Origin of the sequence: Nonomuraea sp. NPDC049607 (assembly GCF_040675375.1) — a bacterium.
Taxonomy (GTDB): domain Bacteria; phylum Actinomycetota; class Actinomycetes; order Streptosporangiales; family Streptosporangiaceae; genus Nonomuraea.
The window spans coordinates 231,725-251,078 of sequence record NZ_JBFAOV010000011.1 but is presented as its reverse complement, the minus strand read 5'-3'; the positions used below and the strand labels follow the sequence as shown (position 1 = coordinate 251,078).

The 19,354-nt window shown below is 74.3% G+C and carries 20 protein-coding genes; 11 read left to right on the top strand and 9 right to left on the bottom strand.

Annotated features, from left to right (window positions below; genetic code table 11):
* The first annotated feature begins 23 nt into the window (after positions 1-23).
* The 8 genes from AB0J97_RS23515 (at position 24) to AB0J97_RS23480 (ending at position 7,794) form a co-directional block, all read left to right on the top strand.
* A complete protein-coding gene (locus AB0J97_RS23515; RefSeq protein WP_357699573.1) occupies positions 24-557 on the top strand; it encodes a PadR family transcriptional regulator in 534 nt (177 codons plus the stop codon).
* Positions 554-1,291, top strand: coding sequence for an ABC transporter ATP-binding protein (locus AB0J97_RS23510; RefSeq protein ID WP_364091915.1), 738 nt, complete (start codon positions 554-556; stop codon positions 1,289-1,291). Before AB0J97_RS23515 ends, AB0J97_RS23510 begins: the two co-directional genes overlap by 4 nt.
* A 5-nt stretch (positions 1,292-1,296) precedes the next feature.
* Positions 1,297-3,087 (top strand): FtsX-like permease family protein, encoded by a 1,791-nt coding sequence (locus AB0J97_RS23505; RefSeq protein ID WP_364091913.1) that lies wholly within the window; start codon positions 1,297-1,299, stop codon positions 3,085-3,087.
* Positions 3,088-3,393: 306 nt separating this feature from the next.
* Positions 3,394-4,551, top strand: a complete 1,158-nt coding sequence (locus tag AB0J97_RS23500; protein ID WP_364091910.1) for a Cmx/CmrA family chloramphenicol efflux MFS transporter — start codon at positions 3,394-3,396, stop codon at positions 4,549-4,551.
* A gap of 149 nt (positions 4,552-4,700) precedes the next feature.
* Positions 4,701-5,114 carry a helix-turn-helix transcriptional regulator gene (locus tag AB0J97_RS23495; protein WP_357699565.1) on the top strand — a complete coding sequence of 138 codons (414 nt, stop codon included), beginning with the start codon at positions 4,701-4,703 and terminating at the stop codon, positions 5,112-5,114.
* Positions 5,115-5,123: 9 nt separating this feature from the next.
* A complete protein-coding gene (gene modA / locus AB0J97_RS23490) occupies positions 5,124-5,924 on the top strand; it encodes a molybdate ABC transporter substrate-binding protein (RefSeq protein ID WP_364091908.1) in 801 nt (266 codons plus the stop codon).
* 80 nt (positions 5,925-6,004) lie between these two features.
* The gene (locus AB0J97_RS23485; RefSeq protein ID WP_364091970.1) at positions 6,005-6,766 is read left to right on the top strand and encodes an ABC transporter permease; all 762 of its coding nucleotides are present in this window, start codon (positions 6,005-6,007) and stop codon (positions 6,764-6,766) included.
* Complete coding sequence (locus tag AB0J97_RS23480; RefSeq protein WP_364091906.1) at positions 6,763-7,794, top strand: ABC transporter ATP-binding protein; 1,032 nt, start codon at positions 6,763-6,765, stop codon at positions 7,792-7,794. Before AB0J97_RS23485 ends, AB0J97_RS23480 begins: the two co-directional genes overlap by 4 nt.
* A 23-nt stretch (positions 7,795-7,817) precedes the next feature.
* On the opposite strand, the gene AB0J97_RS23475 is transcribed toward AB0J97_RS23480, so the two are convergent.
* The 3 genes from AB0J97_RS23475 to AB0J97_RS23465 form a co-directional block, all read right to left on the bottom strand.
* On the bottom strand, positions 7,818-8,291 hold the full coding sequence (locus AB0J97_RS23475) for a hypothetical protein (protein ID WP_364091904.1): 474 nt from the start codon (positions 8,289-8,291) through the stop codon (positions 7,818-7,820).
* A gap of 133 nt (positions 8,292-8,424) precedes the next feature.
* The gene (locus AB0J97_RS23470) at positions 8,425-8,751 is read right to left on the bottom strand and encodes an STAS domain-containing protein (protein ID WP_364091902.1); all 327 of its coding nucleotides are present in this window, start codon (positions 8,749-8,751) and stop codon (positions 8,425-8,427) included.
* Positions 8,748-12,917 (bottom strand): SpoIIE family protein phosphatase, encoded by a 4,170-nt coding sequence (locus tag AB0J97_RS23465; RefSeq protein WP_364091900.1) that lies wholly within the window; start codon positions 12,915-12,917, stop codon positions 8,748-8,750. The genes AB0J97_RS23470 and AB0J97_RS23465 overlap by 4 nt, the downstream gene beginning before the upstream one ends.
* Before the next feature lie 154 nt (positions 12,918-13,071).
* Here AB0J97_RS23465 and AB0J97_RS23460 point away from each other — a divergent pair, with 154 nt between their 5' ends.
* Both AB0J97_RS23460 and AB0J97_RS23455 read left to right on the top strand, forming a co-directional pair.
* Positions 13,072-13,194, top strand: a complete 123-nt coding sequence (locus tag AB0J97_RS23460) for a hypothetical protein (RefSeq protein WP_357699553.1) — start codon at positions 13,072-13,074, stop codon at positions 13,192-13,194.
* A complete protein-coding gene (locus AB0J97_RS23455) occupies positions 13,173-13,529 on the top strand; it encodes an STAS domain-containing protein (protein ID WP_364091897.1) in 357 nt (118 codons plus the stop codon). Before AB0J97_RS23460 ends, AB0J97_RS23455 begins: the two co-directional genes overlap by 22 nt.
* 10 nt (positions 13,530-13,539) lie before the next feature.
* Here the strand turns inward: AB0J97_RS23455 and AB0J97_RS23450 are convergent, their stop codons facing one another.
* The 4 genes from AB0J97_RS23450 to AB0J97_RS23435 all read right to left on the bottom strand — a co-directional run bounded on the left by AB0J97_RS23450 (position 13,540) and on the right by AB0J97_RS23435 (position 17,362).
* Positions 13,540-14,295, bottom strand: coding sequence for a GntR family transcriptional regulator (locus tag AB0J97_RS23450; RefSeq protein ID WP_357699549.1), 756 nt, complete (start codon positions 14,293-14,295; stop codon positions 13,540-13,542).
* Between the two features lie 9 nt (positions 14,296-14,304).
* On the bottom strand, positions 14,305-15,102 hold the full coding sequence (trpA, locus tag AB0J97_RS23445) for a tryptophan synthase subunit alpha (protein WP_364091895.1): 798 nt from the start codon (positions 15,100-15,102) through the stop codon (positions 14,305-14,307).
* On the bottom strand, positions 15,099-16,301 hold the full coding sequence (gene trpB, locus AB0J97_RS23440) for a tryptophan synthase subunit beta (protein WP_364091893.1): 1,203 nt from the start codon (positions 16,299-16,301) through the stop codon (positions 15,099-15,101). The genes trpA and trpB overlap by 4 nt, the downstream gene beginning before the upstream one ends.
* Before the next feature lie 104 nt (positions 16,302-16,405).
* A complete protein-coding gene (locus AB0J97_RS23435; RefSeq protein ID WP_364091891.1) occupies positions 16,406-17,362 on the bottom strand; it encodes a transcriptional regulator in 957 nt (318 codons plus the stop codon).
* Positions 17,363-17,414: 52 nt separating this feature from the next.
* On the opposite strand from AB0J97_RS23435, the gene AB0J97_RS23430 reads away from it, so the two are divergent.
* Entirely contained in the window at positions 17,415-18,560 is a 1,146-nt protein-coding gene (locus AB0J97_RS23430; protein WP_364091889.1) for an epoxide hydrolase family protein, read from the top strand.
* Positions 18,561-18,575: 15 nt separating this feature from the next.
* Here AB0J97_RS23430 and AB0J97_RS23425 read toward each other — a convergent pair whose 3' ends face one another.
* Both AB0J97_RS23425 and AB0J97_RS23420 read right to left on the bottom strand, forming a co-directional pair.
* A complete protein-coding gene (locus AB0J97_RS23425) occupies positions 18,576-18,866 on the bottom strand; it encodes a hypothetical protein (RefSeq protein ID WP_364091887.1) in 291 nt (96 codons plus the stop codon).
* On the bottom strand, positions 18,863-19,354 hold the full coding sequence (locus AB0J97_RS23420) for a hypothetical protein (protein WP_357699537.1): 492 nt from the start codon (positions 19,352-19,354) through the stop codon (positions 18,863-18,865). The genes AB0J97_RS23425 and AB0J97_RS23420 overlap by 4 nt, the downstream gene beginning before the upstream one ends.

Genomic DNA, 19,354 nt, shown 5'->3' with positions numbered 1-19,354 from the left:
GCTAACCGTTAGGGGGTGAGGCCGTGCAGGACGCGGTGCTGGCGATGCTCGCCAAGGAGCCGTCGCACGGCTACGCCCTGCGCGACCGCCTGCGGCGCAGCCTCGGCCCGCTGGGCGGGTCGATGAACCCCGGCCAGATCTACGTGACCCTGGCCAGGCTGGAGAAGGCCGGGCTCGTCGTCTGCGAACGGGCCGACGGCCTGCCCGAGCGGCCCGACCGCAAGGTCTACGCGCTGACCCCCGACGGCCAGCGGCGGGTGGCCGCCTGGCTGGCCGAGGTGGGCTGGCCGAAACCGGACCTGGCGGAGTTCCATCTCAAGCTCGCCGCCGCCGCGGCGGCCCGGCTCGCCGACCCGGTCGAGCTGGTGGCGGCCCAGCGCCGCGAGCTGCTGCGCCGCCTGCGCGAGGTCCAGCGGGCGGCGCTGGCCGAGCCGCCCGGATCGCCCGCCGGCCTGCTGCTGGAAGGGGTCGTGCTGCGGTTGCAGGCCGACCTGCGCTGGCTCGACGCCTGCGAACGGTCCTGGTCCGGGCGCGACGACGAATTCGAGGGCGCATGAACGCGATACGGGCCCGCGGCCTGGTGAGAACCCACGGTCAAGGGCAGAGCCGGGTCCGCGCGGTGGACGAGGTCGACCTTGAGGTGCCCCAAGGGCAGACGCTGGCGGTGATGGGCCCCAGCGGCTGCGGGAAGTCGACCCTGCTGCACCTGCTGGGCGGCCTGGAACGGCCCACCGGCGGCGAGGTGTGGCTGGCCGGGCGGCGCATCGACACGCTGAGCGAGCGGGCCCTGGCCCGCCTGCGGCGCCGGTCCGTCGGGTTCGTCTTCCAGGCGTTCCACCTGGTGGAGGAGCTGTCGGCGGCCGAGAACGTCGAGCTGCCCGCGTTGCTGGCCGGCCGCTCGCGCCGCCAGGCCAGGCGGCGCGCGGCCCTGCTGCTGGAACGGGTCGGGCTGGCCGCGCGCGCCCGGCACCTGCCCTCGCAGCTGTCCGGCGGCCAGCGGCAGCGGATCGCCGTCGCCCGCGCGCTGGTCAACGAGCCGCTGGTCGTGCTGGCCGACGAGCCCACCGGCAACCTCGACACCGCCGCCACCCTCGACGTGCTGAGGATCTTCGAGGAGCTGCGGGCGGGCGGGCAGACCCTCGTGATCGTCACGCACGACGAGCGGGTGGCGGCCACCGCCGACCGGCTGGTCTCGATGCGCGACGGCATGTTCGTCGACGACACCCACCTGGCCGCCGCCCACCCGCATGGGCTCGGCGGGCTCGGCGGGCTGGTCGGGCTGGAGGGCTGAACGTCATGGGCGCCGTCGTCCTGGTCGCCCGTCTGGTGCTGGCCGACCTGCGCCGGCACCGGGCCCAGGCCCTGATGCTGCTGCTCGCGGTGACCGTGGCCACCGCCACGATGGCCCTGGGCCTGTCCCTGGGCGACGCGAGCCGGTCGATGTACGAGCAGACCCGCGCGGCCACCGCCGGACCGGACGTGGTCGCGCTGTCCGGCGACACGGGTCGCGCGGCGACCTCGGCCCTGGCCGCGCTGGCCGACGACCCCGCCGTGGTCGCCGCCCACGGCCCCTACCGCATCGTCCACGCCGACCTCACCACGCGCGGTTCGACGTCGTCCGGGGTGGTGGTGCACGGCTTCGCCGAGCGGCCCGGCGCGGTCGACCGGCCGCTGGTGACCTCGGGCCGCTGGGTGAGCCCCGGCGGCACCGTCCTGGAACGCGGCTTCGCCACCGCCCTGGGCGTCGGCGTCGGCGACCGCGTCACCATCGCCGGCCGGTCGTACCCGGTCGTCGGGATCGCCGTCACCGCGGCCACCTCGATCTACCCGTGGGCGGCGCAGATCGGCCCCGGCGGCGGACCCAGCGACTCCGGCGGCCTGGCCTGGATGACCCGGTCGGACGCCCGCACGCTGGCCTCCTCCCGGCGGCTCCCGGTGACCACGGCCATCGACCTCAAGCTGCGCGACCCCGCCGCGACCGAGGCGTTCCGCGAGGCCCACCGCGACCCCGACGTCCGGGTCGACTTCCACTCCTGGCAGTTCACGGCCACGCAGGACACCGTCATCCTCAAGGACAGCCGGCCGATCCTGGTGGTCGGGAGCTGGCTGCTCAGCTTCCTGGCCGTCACCGGCGTGGCGGCGCTGGCCGCGGGGCGCGCCGCCGAGCAGACGCGCCGGGCCGGGCTGCTCAAGGCCGTCGGCGCCGGGCCGGGGCTGATCGCCACCGTCCTGCTCACCGAATACCTGGCGCTGGCGCTGGCCGGCGACGCGCTGGGGCTGATGATCGCCCGCCTCGCCGCGCCCGGCCTGGCCAGCCCCACGGCCAGCCGGATCGGCGACGCGGCCGAGCTCGGCGGCGCTCCCGTCGTCACCGCGACCGTCCTCGCCGTGGCGGTGGCGGTGCTGTCCACGCTGCGTCCCACGTTGCGAGCCATGCGGACGGCGACCGTCACGGCGCTGTCCGCGACCGCGCGCCCGCCGCGTCACCGGCCCTGGCTCACCGCGCTGTCGGCGCTGCTGCCCACGCCGCTCCTGCTCGGCCTGCGGCTGACCGCCCGCAGGCCCGGCCGGGCCGTGCTCCAGGCGTGCTCCACCGCCACCACGATGATCGCGGTCGTCGCCCTGCTGACCCTGCACGTCCAGCCCGAGCGGGGCTACGGCCTGGACGGCTCCTCCGTCCTGCCCAACCTGCGCGGCGAGCAGGACCGCCGGCTGATGCTCGCCGTCACCGTCCTGCTGATCGCCCTCGCCGTCGTCAACACCATCACGCTCACCTGGACCACGGCCATGGAGGCCCGCGCCAACCTGGCCGTCGCGCGCACGCTCGGCGCCACCCCCGGGCAGGTCGCCGCGGGGCTGTCCGCCGCCCAGCTCCTGCCCAGCCTGCCCGGCGCCGTCGCCGGCATCCCCCTGGGGCTGGGCCTGCTCTCGCTCTTCGCCGCCGGGAACTCGGTGCCGGCCCCCTCCTCCTGGCTGGTCGGCGCCGCGTTCGCCACCATCCTGGCGACCATGGCGTGCACCGCCCTGCCCGCGCGGCTGGCCGCCCGCCGGCCCGTGGCCCAGGCTCTCAGCGCCGAGACGGCGTGAGGCCACGGGAATCCCGGTGGACGGGTTCCGTGATCTTGGATTAGGGTGGGGCGCATGTCCGGTCCCGAGGCGTCAAGACTCTAGCCACCGATCGTCGGTGGCTTCTCGTGATGTCGAACGGCAGCGCCGTCGCTGAGACCGCGCGCCCTCCCGTCACCGGATCACCTTCGCACGGACCGATTCCTCCCGGGCGTTCCGCCACCGTCGTGGCGTCGAACCCGGGCCTCTCCCCTTCGCGGTAGCGCCCGCGCCCTGCTGTGCCGCCGGCGCGCCGCGTTCCTTCGTGCAGCTCTTGGAGTTCCGCTCGTGCCTTTCGCCATCTACGTTCTCGGGCTGGCCGTGTTCGCCCAGGGAACATCGGAGTTCATGCTGTCCGGGCTGGTCCCGGCCATCGCCGCCGACCTGGGCGTGTCCGTCCCGGCCGCCGGCGCGCTGACGTCCGCGTTCGCCGCGGGCATGGTCGTCGGGGCGCCGCTCATGGCGCTGCTCAGCCTGCGCCGGCCGCGCCGGCAGTCCCTGCTCGTCTTCCTCGTCGCGTTCGTGCTCGTGCACGTCGTGGGCGCGCTCACCGATGACTTCGCCGTGCTGCTGGTCACCCGTGTCCTCGGGGCGCTGGCCAACGCCGGTTTCCTCGCCGTGGGCCTGGCCACGGCGGCCGGCATGGTCGCGCCGGACGCCAAGGGGCGGGCCACGTCCGTCCTGGTCGGCGGGATCACGCTGGCGTGCGTTGCCGGGGTGCCCGCCGGGGCCGTGCTCGGCCAGGCGTTCGGCTGGCGGTCGGCGTTCTGGGCGGTGGCCCTGATCTCGCTGCCGGCCGTCCTCGCCGTCGTGCGGTCGGTGCCGGGCGGCGGGCAGGAGACGGCCCGCCCCCGCGCCCGGCAGGAGCTGCGCGCGCTGCGCGAGCCGCGCCTGGCGGTCGCGCTGACGCTCGGCGCGCTGGTCAACGCCGCCACCTTCTGCACCTTCACCTTCCTGTCGCCGCTGGTCACCGAGGTGAGCGGGTTCTCGGAGGGGTGGGTTCCGGTGCTGCTGGCGCTGTTCGGGCTGGGGTCGTTCGCCGGGGTGACCGCCGCCGGCCGCTTGTCCGACACTCGCCCGGCGCTGGTCCTCGTCGCGGGCGGGCTCGCCCTTCCGGTCGGTTGGGCGCTCTTCGCGTACGCGGCGGGCCATCCGGTCGCGGTGTTCGTGCTCGTCTTCGTCCAGGGGGCGCTGTCCTTCGCGGTCGGCTCGACCCTGATCGCCCGCGTCCTGTATGCGGCGGCCGCAGCGCCCTCGCTCGGCGGTTCCTTCGCCACCGCCGCGCTCAACGTCGGGGCCACCGCCGGCCCGGCCCTCGGCGGCGCGGCCATCGCCGCCGGGCTCGGCTACCGGTCCGCGCTGTGGGTCAGCGCGCTGCTGGTGGTCGCGGCCCTGGCCGTGGCGGCCCTGGCCCACAGGTCGTCCGCGAGCGTCACGCCCCGCTGAGCGAGAGGGGAAGATGGTCCGGCGGCAGTGACGGACGCGGTCGCCGGGTGTGCTCTCGTGGATGCCAGGGCACACCCGGCGATCAGGCCGCTGTTGCATGGCCTGACCGGGCTTCAGGGTGGAATATGCGGAAGGTAGGGTGTGGGCTTGTGACGACGTTTCGGATCAGCGAGGCCGCGGCGCTGCTCGGGGTCAGCTCCGACACCGTCCGCCGGTGGGTCGACGCGGGCCGGCTGGCGGCCGGGCGCGACGAGCACGGCCACCGGCGGGTCGACGGCGCCGATCTGGCGGCCTTCGCCCGTTCGCAGATCGAGGCCGACGGCGAGGGCGGGCGCTCCTCGGCGCGCAACCGCTTCCGCGGGATCGTGACCGAGGTGATCCGCGACGCGGTGATGGCCCAGGTGGAGATCGCCGCCGGGCCGTTCCGGGTGGTGTCGCTGATGAGCCGCCAGGCGGCCGACGAGCTGGGCCTGGAGGTGGGGGTGGTGGCGGTCGCCGTGATCAAGTCCACCAACGTCGTCGTGGAGATCCCCGGCCACGAACGCGTGGCCACTCAGGTGTGAGGAGCCCCCTTGAAGTTCAGGCGTCTTTCCCGATGGGCGATCGCCCTGCCCGTCGCGGTCACGCTGGCGGGCCTGGCCGGCTGCGGCTCCGGCACGCCGGCCACGTCCACCTCCTCGGCCCCCGCGTCGTCGGCGGGCGGCGGAGAGCTGACGGTGTTCGCGGCGGCGTCGCTGACCGGCACGTTCACCGAGCTCGGCAGGAGCTTCGAGAGCGCCCATCCGGGCACGACGGTGAAGTTCAACTTCGGCTCCAGCGCCACCTTGGCCCAGCAGATCGTCCAGGGCGCCCCGGCCGACGTGTTCGCCGCGGCCAGCCCCGCCACCATGAAGACGGTCACCGACGCCTCCCTGGCGGGCGCGCCGACCACCTTCGTCCGCAACAAGTTGCAGATCGCGGTGCCGGCCGACAACCCGGCCAAGGTCGACGAGCTGAAGGACCTGGCCGACCCTGAGGTGAAGGTGGCGCTCTGCGCCGAGCAGGTGCCGTGCGGCGCCGCCGCCGTCAAGGCGCTCGGCGCGGCCGGCCTCACGGTCAAGCCGGTGACCCTGGAGCAGGACGTCAAGGCCACGCTCACCAAGGTGCAGCTGGGCGAGGTGGACGCCGCCCTGGTCTACCGGACCGACGTGATCGCCTCCGGCGGCAAGGTGACCGGCATCGACTTCCCCGAGGCCGGCCAGGCGATCAACGACTACCCGATCGCCGCCCTGACCAAGGCGCCGGCCGCCGACCTGGCCAAGCAGTTCGTCGACCTGGTGCTGTCCCCGCAGGGCAAGGACGTGCTGACCAAGGCCGGTTTCGAGGCCCCGTGACCTCTTCGTCCGGACGGCCCGTGGCGGACCCGCATGGCAAGCCCGCCACCGGCCGCGAGATCGCCGGGCGGGCGCCGTGGATGCTGGTCGTGCCCGCGCTGGCGGGGCTGGCGTTCCTGGTGCTGCCGCTGGCCGGGCTGCTGATCCGGGCCCCCTGGTCCACGCTGCTCCAGCGGCTGGCCGAGCCGCAGGTGCTGGAGGCGCTGCGGCTCTCGCTGGTCTGCGCCACCGTCGCCACGGCCTTCTGCCTGCTGCTCGGCGTGCCGCTGGCCTGGTTGCTGGGCCGGGTGTCGTTCCCGGGGCGGCGGCTGGTGCGCGCGCTGGTCACCGTGCCGCTGGTGCTGCCGCCGGTGGTCGGCGGGGTGGCGCTGCTGCTGGTGCTGGGCCGGCGCGGCCTGGCCGGGCAGTGGCTGGAGTCCGCCTTCGGCATCTCGCTGCCGTTCACGACGGCGGGGGTGATCGTGGCCGAGGCGTTCGTCGCGATGCCCTTCCTGGTGATCAGCGTGGAGGGCGCCCTGCGCGGCGCCGACCAGCGTTTCGAGGAGGCCGCCGCGACGCTCGGCGCCTCCCGCTGGACGGTGTTCCGGCGGGTGACGCTGCCCATGGTCATGCCGGGCGTGGTGGCCGGGGCCGTGTTGTGCTGGGCGCGGGCGCTGGGCGAGTTCGGGGCGACGATCACGTTCGCCGGCAACTTCCCCGGCACGACCCGGACGATGCCGCTGGCCGTCTACCTGGCGCTGGAGACCGAGCCGGAGGCGGCGATCGTGCTCAGCCTGGTGCTGCTGGCCGTCTCGGTGGTCATCCTGGCGAGCCTGCGCGACCGGTGGGTGAGCACGCCATGACCCTCGACGCCCATCTGGTCGTCACCCGGCCCGCCTTCACCCTCGACGTCGCGTTGCGGGTCGCCGCCGGGGAGGTGGTGGCGCTGCTCGGCCCCAATGGCGCGGGCAAGACCACCGCCCTGCGCGCCCTGGCCGGGCTCACCCCGATGACCGCCGGGCACATCGGCCTGCGCGGCGCGCCGCTGCACACGCTGCCCGCCGAGGACCGTCCGATCGGCATGGTCTTCCAGGACTACCTGCTCTTCCCGCACCTGTCGGCGCTCGACAACGTCGCCTTCGGGCCGCGCTGCCAGGGCGTGCCCAAGGCCGAGGCCCGCCGGATCGCCGCCGCCCTGCTGGAGCGCGTCGGCCTGGCCGCCCACGCCGCCGCCAGGCCCCGGCGGCTGTCGGGCGGCCAGGCGCAGCGGGTCGCGCTCGCCCGCGCGCTGGCCGTACGGCCCGAGCTGCTGCTGCTGGACGAGCCCCTGGCCGCGCTCGACGCCCACACCCGGCTGGAGATCCGCTCCCAGCTCCGCCGCCACCTGGCCGACTTCGACGGCGCGACCGTGCTGGTCACCCACGACCCCCTCGACGCGATGGTGCTGGCCGACCGGCTGATCGTCATCGAGGGCGGCGCGGTCGTCCAGGAGGGCTCGCCGGCCGAGGTCGCCCGCCATCCGCGCACCGACTACGTGGCCCGCCTGGTCGGGCTCAACCTGTATCGCGGCGTGGCCGACGGCGCCGGGGTCAAGGTCGGCGAGGTGCTGCTGCACGCGTCCGAGGAGCTGGACGGGCCCGCGTTCGTGGCGTTCCCGCCCGCCGCCGTGGCGCTGTACCGCAGCCGTCCCGACGGCAGCCCGCGCAATCTCTGGCAGGCCCGGATCGAGGGTCTCGAACGGCACGGCGACAACGTGCGCGTGCACCTCGACGGCCCCCTCACCGCCTTCGCCGACATCACCCCCGCCGCCGTCGCCGACCTCGACCTGACCCCCGGCCAGCGGATCTGGGCCTCGGTCAAGGCCACCGAGACGCACGCCTACCCCGCATGAGCGAGCTCCCGCCGTACGTCGGGCTACGCACGGTGCTCCCATAGTCGGTCGTCCACGCAGACCCTGATGCCGGTGACGCCGCTGACGTGCCGGCCGCCGCACCGGTCGCCCGGCATCACCAGGTGCGGCCCCTGGTCGTCGAGGGGCCGGCAGTCCATGCCGACGGCCAGCATCGCCGGCGTGTTGCCGAACTCGGGGTCGAGTTCGCCCCACGACAACACCGCGCGGTGGCCGTCGCGGCCCAGCACCGAGACCAGGAAGCGCAGCCGGCTCTTGCGCTCGTCGGGGTCGAACAGCGGCCCGGCCGCCTGGAGCACGTCGATGAGAAGCGGCCCGGCGAAGTAGTGGCGCCGCGGTCCGGAGCTGCGGCACTCGAAGCTGACGGTGGTCTCGCGCTGCGGCATCGACCGGAGAGCGGTCATGCTCAGCCGGGCCGGCAGGCGCACCTCGCCGGTCAACAGGACCTCACTACGCGTCTCCAGCGACGTGGGCTCCACCGCCCGCCTCCTGTCCGAAAGGTCCGACTGTCCGGGCCATGCCCGCCGCGGCCCGGACGCACACTTACCTGCGAGGCCAAAACCCTGTAGCCCTCGCAGATGCCATGCCGGATGACCGAAAGTCCTTGTTTCCTCAGGCGTCGTGCCCGTCCGGCGACGGCTCGGCGTAGGTGATCTCCTCGACGGCGGCCACGTCGGCGAAGCCCGCGATCGTCAGGACGGGTTCGAGCAGCGGGTTGGCGACCAGCCGGATCCGCGGGGCGTGCGTGAACAGGACGCTCAGGCCCGCGCTGTCCAGATACTCCACCCCGCGCAGGTCGACGAGCACCATGCTCTCGCCGGTCCTGATCAGCGCCTCCTCCAGGGCCCCGGCGTTGCTCATGTCGATCTCACCGGTGGCGGCGACGACCAGCGTGCCGTCGGGACGCGTCGAGGCCGCCAGGGTCAGAGGGGTGGTCATGAGCTGATCCTCGCATGCATGTCGACGGTGGTGCCGGCCGCGCCGGAGTTGATGGTGACCTCGTTCATCAGGGCGCGCATGAGCGCCACCCCCCGGCCCCGATGCAGGCTCGCCTCGGGCTCCGGAGGCTTCCAGCGGCCGGAGTCGGCGACGATGAGGCGCAGGTCGCCGGGGGTCGCGACGGCCCGCAGGCGGATCGTCGCGCCGGGGGCGTCGCGGTGGCCGTGCTCGATCGCGTTGGCGCACGCCTCCCCCGCCGCCACCAGCACGTTCTGCACCTGCGAAGGGGCGAGCTGGCAGCGGGCCAGCCACTCCCGCAGGGCCGAGCGGACGGGGGCGAGCTGGCTGGACTCGGCGGGGAAGTCCACCTCCAGCGGGGCGGGCTGGCGGTAGAGCAGCAGCGCGACGTCGTCGTTGAAGCCGCCGTCGGGGGCGAGGGAGGACATGACGGCGCCGGCCAGCTCCTCCAGCGGGGTGGACCGCCCGACCTGGACGGCGGTGCTGGCCTCGCCGATGCCGTCGGTCAGCGGACGCCGCCGCCGCTCGACCAGCCCGTCGGTGTAGAGCAGGAGCGTGGACCGGGGCGGCATGGTGCAGCCGGCCTCCGTGCGCCCGCGCGCGGACCGTACGGCCAGCGGGGTCGAACGGCCGCCCTCCAGCAGCGCGGTCGTGCCGTCGGCGTGGGCCAGGATGCCGGGGGGATGCCCGGCGCTGGCGTAGACGAGGTCGCCGGTGGCGGCGTCCAGGACGCCGCAGAAGACGGTGGTGCACCTGGCGCCCGGGATGAGGGCGGCGAACCGGTCGAGCGCGGTGAGCACCTGGGCGGGCCCGGCGTCCTGGAGCAGCAGGGCCCGGCAGGCGCTGCGCAGCTGTCCCATGACGGCCGCGGCCCCCAGCCCGCGCCCCACGCAGTCGCCGACGACGATCCCGATGCGCTCCTCGGACAGCGGCACGATGTCGTACCAGTCGCCGCCGACCTCCAGCGGGCGGGTGGCCGGCTCGTAGCGCACGGCGAAGCCGCTGGGCAGCCGGGACGGCCCGAGGATGGCGCGCTGGAGCGCCACGGCCGCCTCCCGCTGCTGGTCGAGGTGGTGCACCCGGTGCAGGCCTTGGCCCAGGTGTCCGGCCAGCAGCGCCAGCAGGGTCTGGTCCTCGTGGGTGAACGGCCGGTTCTGGCCCAGGTCGATCCAGACGGCCAGCAGGCCCTTGGGATGTTCCAGCGTGATGCCGGCGCCGTCGGCCTCGGAGGCGACCGCCCGCAGGGGCGGCTGCCCGCGCAGGCCCGCGAGCCGGGCGCGCACCTGCTCCGGCAGGTCCCGCCAGCCGGGGCCGGACGGTGCGGCGACCGGGTCGCGGGCGCCGTCCTCGTCCCAGACGACGGCCGTGACCTGGCGGGCGTGCCAGACCTCCTGGAGCGCGTCCAGCCCGCCGGCCAGGGCGTCGTTCAGGTTGTCGGCCTGCGAGACCCGCAGGCTGAGCGCGGCCAGCGCGCTCTCGCGCTGCACGAGGTAGTGCTCGGCGGTCACGTCGCGCATGGTGCCCACGACGCGGCGGCGGCGGGTGTCGGGGTCGGTGACCGCGTTGAACGTGACGGCGACCCACACCTGGTGCCCGTCGCGGTGGGTGAGGGGGATGACCGCGCTGCCCCTGCCGTCGCCGACGAGCCGGTCGAACACCGCGGCGACCTGGGCGTGGGCCTGCGGGGCGCTCTCCTCCTCCGGCCACCACGGGTGCCGGGGCGTGTAGGGCAGACCCCCGGGGCCGTAGCCGAGGATGTCGGTGAACGCGGAGTTGATCTCGATCACCGCGCCGTCCGCGTCGGTGACGAAGAACGCCTCCTGCAAGGAGTCGATCATGGCGTTGCGCCAGCGGGTGTGGTGGTTGCGCAACCGCGCCAGCTCCACGTTGGCCCGCGCCCGCGCCAGCAGCTCGGCGGCCGAGAACGGCTTGACCAGGTAGTCGTCCGCGCCCGCCTCCAGGCCCTCGATCGAGGCCTCCTGCCCGGCACGGGCCGACAGCAGCAGCACGGGCACCCCCGCGGTGCGCGGATCGGCCCGCAGCGCCGCGACCAGGGCCAGGCCGTCCAGGCGCGGCATCATCACGTCGCTGACCACGAGGTCGGGCTCGTCGGCGTGCACGGCGTCCAGCGCCTGGAGTCCGTCGCCGACGGCGGTGACCTGGTAACCGGCGCCCTTGAGCAGCCGGACGAGGTACTCGCGCATGTCCCTGTTGTCGTCGGCGATCAGCACCCGGGCCGGCGTGCCGTCGCTCAGCCCCGGCGGGCCGCCGCCGTCCGCCGAGACGTCGGAGGAGGACGTCCCGGCGGCGGTGTCGTCCTCGGGCAGCCAGCGCAGCGCCTCCTGCACGAACGGCTCGGCGCCGGCCGAGACCGCGTCCGCCGGGCGGGCCGGGATCAGGCTGCCGGGCGGAAGATGGCCGGCGCCGAACGGCAGCCGGATGGTGAAGGTCGTGCCCTCGTCCTCGGCGCTCTCGGCGGTGATGGTGCCGCCGTGCAGGCCGACCAGCTCCTGGACGAGGGCCAGCCCGATGCCGCTGCCCTCGTTGGAGCGCGAGCGGGCGCTCTCGATCCGGTGGAACCGTTCGAACAGGCGCGGCAGCTCCTCGGCCGGGACGCCGATGCCCGTGTCGGAGACGGTCACCACGGCCCCGCCGTCCCGCACGCCCACCCGGACGGCGATCGAGCCCTCGAAGGTGAACTTCAGCGCGTTGCTGAGCAGGTTGAGCACGACCTTCTCCCACATGGTCCGGTCGACGTAGACCGGCTCGTCCAGCGGCGGGCAGTCCACCTCGAACGACAGACCGGCCTTGTCGACCGCCGAGCGGAAGACGCTGGCCAGGTCGGCGGTCACCACCGCCAGGTCGACCGGCTCGTAGCGGGCCTGCATGCGGCCGGCCTCGATCCGGGAGAAGTCGAGCAGCGTGTTGACCAGCCGGCCCAGCCGCAGGGCGTTGCGGTGGACGACCTCCAGGTCCTGGCGCACCTCGGGAGCCGCGCCGGTCAGCGTGTTCCGCAACTCCTGCACCGGGCCCATGATCAGGGTGAGCGGCGTGCGGAACTCGTGGCTGATGTTGGAGAAGAAGACGGTCTTGGCCCGGTCGAGCTCGGCCAGCTCCTCGGCCCGCCGCTGCTGCGCCTGGTAGCTGCGGGCCGAGGAGATGCCGGTGGCGACGTGCCCGGCGGCCAGCTCGATGAACCCGCGGTAGGCGTCGTCCAGGGAGCGATAGCGGTTGAGCGCGGCCACCAGGAACCCGTACGGCATGCCGCCCTGTTGCAGCAGCGGCACCACCAGCGCCCGCGTGGGCGGCTCCGGCCAGTTCCCCGGCGGCAGCGCGGTGTACGGGGCCGCGTCGAGCGCCACGAGCGCCGCCTCGCCGCGGGCCGGGGCCTGCGCCGGCCACACCGCCTCAGGGTCGCCGGGCGTGACGGTGTCCGGGGCGGCCGGATGCCCGGCGGGCAGCCCCGTCGCCCCGGCCAGCCGCGCCCGGCCGTCGCCGTCGAACAGGTAGGTCAGGGTGAAGGGGAGGTCCTGGAGGTTGCGGCCGAGCTGGCGGCAGGCGAAGGTCAGCATCTCCTGCTCGGTGCGCACCACGCTGGGGTCGGAGCCGAGGTCGCGCAGGGTGGCCATGCGGCGTTCGCCGATGACCCGCTCGGTCTCCTCGCTGACCACGCAGAGCATGCCGACCACCGAGCCGTTGTCGTCGCGCAGCGGGCTGTAGGAGAAGGTGTGGTACGTCTCCTCCGGGTAGCCGGCCCGCTCCAGGAACAGCAGCAGCGCCTCGTCCCAGGTGGCCTTCCCGGTGGACAGGACGGCGTCGATCCGCGGGCCGATGTCCTCCCAGATCTCCGCCCACACCACGCCGGCCGGCCGGCCCAGCGCCCATGGGTACTTCTGGCCCAGCGTGTCGCGGCGGTAGGCGGCGTTGCAGAAGAACGTCAGCTCCGGCCCCCACGCCATCCACATGGAGAACCGGGACGACAGCAGGATGCTCACCGCGGTCTTGAGGCTCTGCGGCCACTGCTCCGGGCGGCCCAGCGGGGTCGCCTCCCAGTCGACCTCGGCCAGGTCGCGGCCGACCTCGTCGTCCACGGTGAAGATCCCGGCCCCGGCCGCCGGTCCCGGCTCACCGTGGTGGTCGCCTGTCATCCGGGTCCCCCTTCGGTTCGACTGCGAGTGCGCCACGTGCTCTGCCCGCGATGGCGCCTTCGATGCGGTGGACCGGCAGGTCAGGCGTCACCTCGACCGTAGGTAGAATAGGCCAGACCACTCCGGGGGTCGGGCCTCCGCCCCTGCTCGGCGCATGCGCCGGCGGAGCGAGCGGAAGGAGCCGGACGTCAGCGCCGCTGTGCTCGCCCTGTCCGTCCCCGCCCGCTCGACGGGCGTCTCTCCCGAGGAGCCCCAGTGCAGCACGACCACGGTCTGAGCATCGCCACCCGGCCGCCCTCCGGCCGCATCCGCATCCTGGAGGTGGCCGGCGACCTCGACCACCACACCTCCCCCCGCCTGCGCGAGGCCCTCGACGAGCTCGGCCTCGCGCCGGGCGACGGCCTGGTGATCGAGATGTCGGGGCTGCGGTTCTGCGACTCCACCGGCATCTCCGTGCTGGTCGGCGCGCACCAGCGGGCCCAGGAGGCGGACGCCGGCCTGACGCTGGCCGGGCTCAGCGCCGACATCGAGCACGCGTTCAAGATCATGGGGTTGACCCGCCTGCTCTCCTTCCACGAGAACGCCGACCAGGCCATCGCCGCCCTGCGGTGAGGCGAAGGCGTCAGCTGGTCGCCCGCCAGGTGAGCGAGAGCCCGGTGGCGGCGCGTTCGGTCCGGATCTCCATCATGGTGCCCAGGATGGTGGCATGGTCGGACACGACAGGAACGCCGTCCGGCAGGTAGGTGATCCGGGTGCTGACCAGCACGGCACTGCCTTCGGGCTCGTGCAGGCGGCGCGCGGCGGCCGGGTCGAGCAGTCCGGGCCGGACCACCTCCGACGCCCGCGCGACCGCCACCCCGGCGTCGGCGAGCGCGGTGTAGAGGGAGACGGCGGTGAAGTCGCGGTCGCGGATCTGGTCGGCCATCGGCCTGCGCACCCAGGACACCTGGTGGACGGCGGGACGCCCGGCGAACTCCCGGACCCGCTCCAGCCGCAGGGCCGTCTCGCCGGGCGGCAGCCGCAGCTCGGCGGCGATCCGGTCGGGAGCCCGGCGCATCGCCCGCCCGGCCACCACGGTACGCACGTCATGACCCTGTTCCCGCAGGTCGTCGGCCAGGCTGCGGAGCGAGCCGAGCTGGTAGGCCAGGTGCGGCGGAGCCACGTACGTGCCCTTGCCGGGCCGCTGCACGATCAGCCGCTCGTCGCTGAGCTCGCGCAACGCCTGGCGCAGCGTCATGAGAGTGACCCCGTACGAGGCGCTCAGCTCCCGTTGCGGAGGAAGCGCCTGGCCGGGGGCGTAATGGCCCGACCGGATCTTCGCGGCGAGGTCGGCGGCGATGGCGCGGTATCTCGCCTCGTGCCCGGCATCGGGGGTCATCGTGGTGCGTCACTCCTGGTCGAGGGCCCTCCGCAGGGTCGCGAGGAAGGCCCGCAGGTCGTCCGGCCCCGCTCCGTCGAGCACCCGCCGCATGACCGCGGCGCCGACCACCACTCCGTCGGCGTGCCGGCCGGCCTCCCGCGCCTGGTCAGGCGTGGAAATGCCAAATCCTAGCAAGATCGGCCGGTCGGTGTGGCGTCTGAGCCGCGCGGTGAGCTCGGCCGCCGAGCCGGCCAGGGTGGCCCGCTCGCCGGTGGTGCCCATCACCGACACCGCGTAGACGAATCCGCGGCTGCGGCGCGCGATCTCGGCCAGCCTCGGCTCCGGCGTCGCCGGGGAGGCCAGCAGGACCAGGTCGACCCCGGCGGCGGCGGCCACGTCGGCCAGCTCGTCGGCCTCGTGCACCGGCAGGTCGGGCACGATCAGGCCGTCGACGCCGGCCCGGCGCAGCGCCGCGCAGAACGCCTCGGGACCGTCGTGCAGCACCAGGTTGTAGTAGGTGCTGGCGACCAGCGGCACGCCCAGGTCCCGGACCTCGGCCAGGTCGGCGAGGATCCGGCGGGTGCTCGCCCCCCGGGCCAGCGCCGTCTCGCTCGCCTGCTGGACGGTGACGCCGTCGAGCGTGGGGTCGGAGAAGGGCAGGCCGACCTCGACGGCGTCCGCGCCGGCTGCGGCGAACGCCCGCAGGTACTGCGTCCAGCCGGGCGTGACGCCCCCGGTGACGTACGGCATGAGCAGGGCGCGGCCGGTGTCGCGGCGGGCACGCAGGTGGCGTTCGACCGCGCCGGGGGTCAGGATGTCCGTCACAGCAGCTCCTTCAGGGTGGAGATGTCCTTGTCGCCCCGGCCGGACAGCGTCATCAGCACGGTCGACCCCGCGGGCAGTTCGCCGCCGGCCTCGCGGATCACCCAGGCCAGGGCGTGCGCCGATTCCAGCGCCGGGACGATGCCCTCGGTGCGCGCCAGCCGCAGCGCCGCGGCGACGGCCTCCTCGTCGGTCACCGTCACGTACCGGGCCCGGCCTAGCTCGCGCAGGTGGGCGTGCTCCGGGCCGACGCCCGGGTAGTCGAGCCCGGCGGCGATGGAGTGCGCCTCGACGATCTGCCCGTCCTCGTCCTGGAGGAACAGCGAGCGGCAGCCGTGCAGGACGCCGAGACTGCCGAGGGTGGCCCCGGCGCCGCCCTCCGCCTCGACGCCGACGAAGCGCGCCGGGGTGTCGGCGAATCCGGCGAACGTGCCGGCCGCGTTGGAGCCGCCGCCGACGCACGCGACGACGTGGTCCGGCACGCCGGTCCGCAGCTCGGCGGCGAACTGCGCGCGGGCCTCGTCACCGATGACCCGCTGGAACTCCCTGACCATCCACGGGTAGGGGTCGGGCCCGATGACCGAGCCGACGCAGTAGTGGGAGTCGCCGGTGGCGCCGACCCAGTGGCGCATGGCCTCGCTGGTGGCGTCCTTGAGCGTGCGGCTGCCGGTGCTGACGGGGACCACCTCGGCGCCCAGCATGCGCATGCGGAAGACGTTCAGGCTCTGCCGTTCGATGTCGCGTTCGCCCATGAAGACGGTGGCCTCCAGGCCGAGCAGCGCGGCGGCGGTCGCGGTGGCCACCCCGTGCTGGCCCGCCCCCGTCTCGGCGATGAGCCTGCGCCGTCCCATCCGCTGGGCGAGCAGGGCCTGGCCCAGCACATTGTTGATCTTGTGGGAGCCGGTGTGGGTGAGGTCCTCGCGCTTGAGGAGGAGTCGCACGCCCAGCTCCTGCGACAGCCGGCGGGCCGGGGTCAGCGGGGTCGGCCGTCCGGCGTGCAGGGCGAGCAGTTCGGCCAGGGCGCCTCGGAAGCCGGGATCGGCCCACGCCTCCCGGAACGCCTCGTCCACCTCGCGGCACGCCTCCACCAGGGACTCCGGGGCGTACCGGCCGCCGTACTCGCCGAACCGGCCCCGGGCGCCGGGCTCGCCCATCAGGCCGTCCGCCGGGACGGGCGCACGCCATGGCGACAGATTGGGCATCACACTCACCTCGTTCTATAACTCTTGGAAGAGTTCTATAACAGTGAGTGTGACATGGGCGGGGTGCGCCGCGCCACCCCGGCCCCGCCCGCCAAGGCGTCGGGTCACGCCGGGCGGGCGGCGTCGAGGAGGCGGGCGCCGAGGTCGCGGACGTGCGCGACGAGCTCCGGCGGTTCGTGCACCTCGAACGGGACGCCGAGCTGCCCCACCCACATCACCAGCTCGTCCAGGGAGTTCGAGCCGGCGGACAGCACGCAGGAGCCGTCGTCGGCCGGCTCGATCACCGCCATGGTCGGCGGCATCCGGGCGGCGACGACGTCGGCCGGAGCCCGCACCGTGAACCGCCCCCGGTAACGGTAGGGATCGACGGAGATCCGCTCGGAGACGTAACGGGCGAGGTCGGGGCCGGGCGGCTCGCGGGGCGTGAAGCGCGGCCCGTTCGGGGTGCGCAGCCGCATCCGGTCGACGCGGAAGGTGCGCCAGTCGCCCCGGCCGGTGTCCCAGGCCACCAGGTACCAGCGGCGACCGGAGTTGACCAGCCGGTACGGCTCCGCGCCCCGGCGATCCCGCGCGCCGTCGTGGGAGCGGTAGTCGAACCGCAGGCTCTCCCGGTGGCGGACCGCCGCGGCGATCGCCGTGAGCACGCCCGGGTCCACGGCCTCCGCCGCCCCCGTCAGCGGGACCGTGACCGAGCGCAGGTCGCCGACGCGACTCCGGAGCCGGGACGGAAGCACCTGTTCGAGCTTGGCCAAAGCGCGCACCGACGTCTCCTGGATCCCCGTCACGCCGGAGACCGCCGCCGTGCCGAGCCCGATGGCGACCGCCACCGCCTCGTCGTCGTCGAGCAGCAGCGGCGGGAGCCCCGCCCCGGCGCCGAGCCGGTAGCCGGCCGTGCCCGGGGTGGCCTCCACGACGTAGCCGAGCTCGCGCAGCCGGTCGACGTCGCGGCGGATCGTACGGTGCGAGACGCCGAGCCGTTCGGCCAGCTCACCGCCCGACCACTCCCTGGGGGCCTGCAACAGCGACAACAAGCGCAACAATCGTGCCGACGTCTCCAGCATGCCGTCCATGCTAGGACCAGAACTGTCCTAACCGGCCCCTAACGTGCAGGACATGAACGACGACCCGCGCATTCACCCCTTCCGCATCGACGTCCCGCAGGCCGAGCTCGACGACCTGCGCGCCCGCCTGGCGGCGACCCGCTGGCCGGACGAGCTGCCCGGCGTGGGCTGGTCCTACGGCGTCCCGGTCGGGCATGCCAGGAAGCTGGCCGAGTACTGGCGCACCACGTACGACTGGCGGGCCGCCGAGGAGCGGCTGAACGCCTTCGACCAGTTCACCACCCACATCGACGGCCAGAACGTGCACTTCCTGCACGTCCGCTCGCCCGAGCCCGGCGCGCTGCCGTTGATCGTCACGCACGGCTGGCCGGGCTCGGTCGCCGAGTTCATGGACGTCATCGGCCCGCTCGCCGACCCGGCGGCGCACGGCGGCGACCCGTCCGACGCCTTCCACGTCGTCGTCCCGTCGATCCCCGGGTTCGGCTTCTCCGGCCCCACCACCGAGACCGGCTGGGACCTGGAACGGGTCGCGCGGGCCTGGGCGGTGCTGATGGACCGGCTCGGCTACCACCGCTACGGCGCGCAGGGCGGCGACAGCGGCTCGGTGATCTCGCCGATGCTCGGCCGCGCCGCGCCAGGGAACGTCGTCGGCGTGCACGTCAACGGCGCGCTCGGATTCCCTTCCGGCGACCCGGCCGAGTTCCAGGGGCTCACCCCTGACGAGCTCGCCCGTCTGGGCCAGTACCAGGACCAGGACCGGGCCGGTTACGCCATCCTCCAGGCGACCCGGCCGCAGACCCTCGCGTTCGGCCTGCACGACTCCCCCGCCGCCCAGCTGGCGTGGATCGTGGAGAAGTTCAAGGAATGGACCGACCCCGCCCGCGAGCTGCCCGAGGACGCGGTCGACCTCGACCAGATGCTCACCGACGTGAGCATCTACTGGTTCACCCGAACCGCCGCCTCCGCCGCCCGCCTGTACAAGGAGGGGCAGAAGGGCTGGGGCGCGGTGGCCGAGTACTCCGGGCTGCCGCACGGCGTCGCCGTCTTCCCTGGGGACGCCGGAGTGCGGCGGATCGCCGAGCGCGAGCACAACGTGGTGCACTGGTCGCAGTTCGACCGGGGCGGCCACTTCGCCGCGATGGAGGCCCCCGACCTGCTCGTCGAGGACGTCAGGACCTTCTTCCGCCCCCTCCGCTGACCTCGGCGGACGGCGTCACCGCAGGCGCTGGGCGGCGGCCGCGCGGATGGCCACGGCGTACGGCTCGTCGGCCGCCCGGGTCGAGAGCGGCAGGTCCGAGAAGGGGATGAGCGCCGGATGGCCGGGATCGCGGGTGCTCATCCACGCCGACCAGGCATCGTGGACGTCCTCGGCGCTCACCTGCTCGCCCTTGGCCCGCAGCAGCACCGCGTACAGGACGAACAGCTCGGCGGCGTCGTCCGGCGGCGCGGCCTCGGCGGGCAGCAGGCTGCGGATCAGGCGCGCGTCGGCGTCCAGATAGTTCATGCCAAGAGTCTGCCTGCCAGCAGGAGCAGATGCAGCATCACGAACAGGCCGGGCACGATCCGCTCGGTGCTGCCCAGGTCGGCGTAGCGTCCGCGCCACGGCCCCGTACGGCTGGCCAGCAGCGCCTGCCACTCCTTCCCGAACGGCTGCACGGGAAGCTGCAGCTCGATCTCGTTGATGACGGCGAACTTGGCCCGGTTGAGATCGCGGTAGCTGCGCAACTGCACCCACCACGTGCCCGACAGCACCACCCCGACCAGCGCGAACACCATCGAGACCGGCAGCGATCGCGCGCCGGTGAACAGCGACAACGCCGAGACCGACAGCAACGCGCTCTGGATGGACAGGAAGAAGGCGTTGGCCAGGGTGCGCCGGGCCGAGACCCGGTCGGCCATCTCCACCGCGAGCTTGTAGAGCTCGATCACCGGAGCCAGGTCGTCGCCGGGGGCGGACGGCGTGGACAGCTCGGCACGCGGGGCGGTCACCAT

Coding starts and splice junctions, on each gene's coding strand:
- AB0J97_RS23510 (WP_364091915.1), top strand. CDS start 554: ATGAACGCGATACGGGCCCGCGGCCTGGTGAGAACCCACGGTCAAGGG.
- AB0J97_RS23505 (WP_364091913.1), top strand. CDS start 1,297: ATGGGCGCCGTCGTCCTGGTCGCCCGTCTGGTGCTGGCCGACCTGCGC.
- AB0J97_RS23485 (WP_364091970.1), top strand. CDS start 6,005: ATGCTGGTCGTGCCCGCGCTGGCGGGGCTGGCGTTCCTGGTGCTGCCG.
- AB0J97_RS23480 (WP_364091906.1), top strand. CDS start 6,763: ATGACCCTCGACGCCCATCTGGTCGTCACCCGGCCCGCCTTCACCCTC.
- AB0J97_RS23470 (WP_364091902.1), bottom strand. CDS start 8,751: ATGACCACCCCTCTGACCCTGGCGGCCTCGACGCGTCCCGACGGCACG.
- AB0J97_RS23465 (WP_364091900.1), bottom strand. CDS start 12,917: ATGACAGGCGACCACCACGGTGAGCCGGGACCGGCGGCCGGGGCCGGG.
- AB0J97_RS23460 (WP_357699553.1), top strand. CDS start 13,072: ATGCGCCGGCGGAGCGAGCGGAAGGAGCCGGACGTCAGCGCCGCTGTG.
- AB0J97_RS23450 (WP_357699549.1), bottom strand. CDS start 14,295: ATGACCCCCGATGCCGGGCACGAGGCGAGATACCGCGCCATCGCCGCC.
- trpB (WP_364091893.1), bottom strand. CDS start 16,301: ATGCCCAATCTGTCGCCATGGCGTGCGCCCGTCCCGGCGGACGGCCTG.
- AB0J97_RS23435 (WP_364091891.1), bottom strand. CDS start 17,362: ATGCTGGAGACGTCGGCACGATTGTTGCGCTTGTTGTCGCTGTTGCAG.
- AB0J97_RS23430 (WP_364091889.1), top strand. CDS start 17,415: ATGAACGACGACCCGCGCATTCACCCCTTCCGCATCGACGTCCCGCAG.
- AB0J97_RS23425 (WP_364091887.1), bottom strand. CDS start 18,866: ATGAACTATCTGGACGCCGACGCGCGCCTGATCCGCAGCCTGCTGCCC.
- AB0J97_RS23420 (WP_357699537.1), bottom strand. CDS start 19,354: ATGGTGACCGCCCCGCGTGCCGAGCTGTCCACGCCGTCCGCCCCCGGC.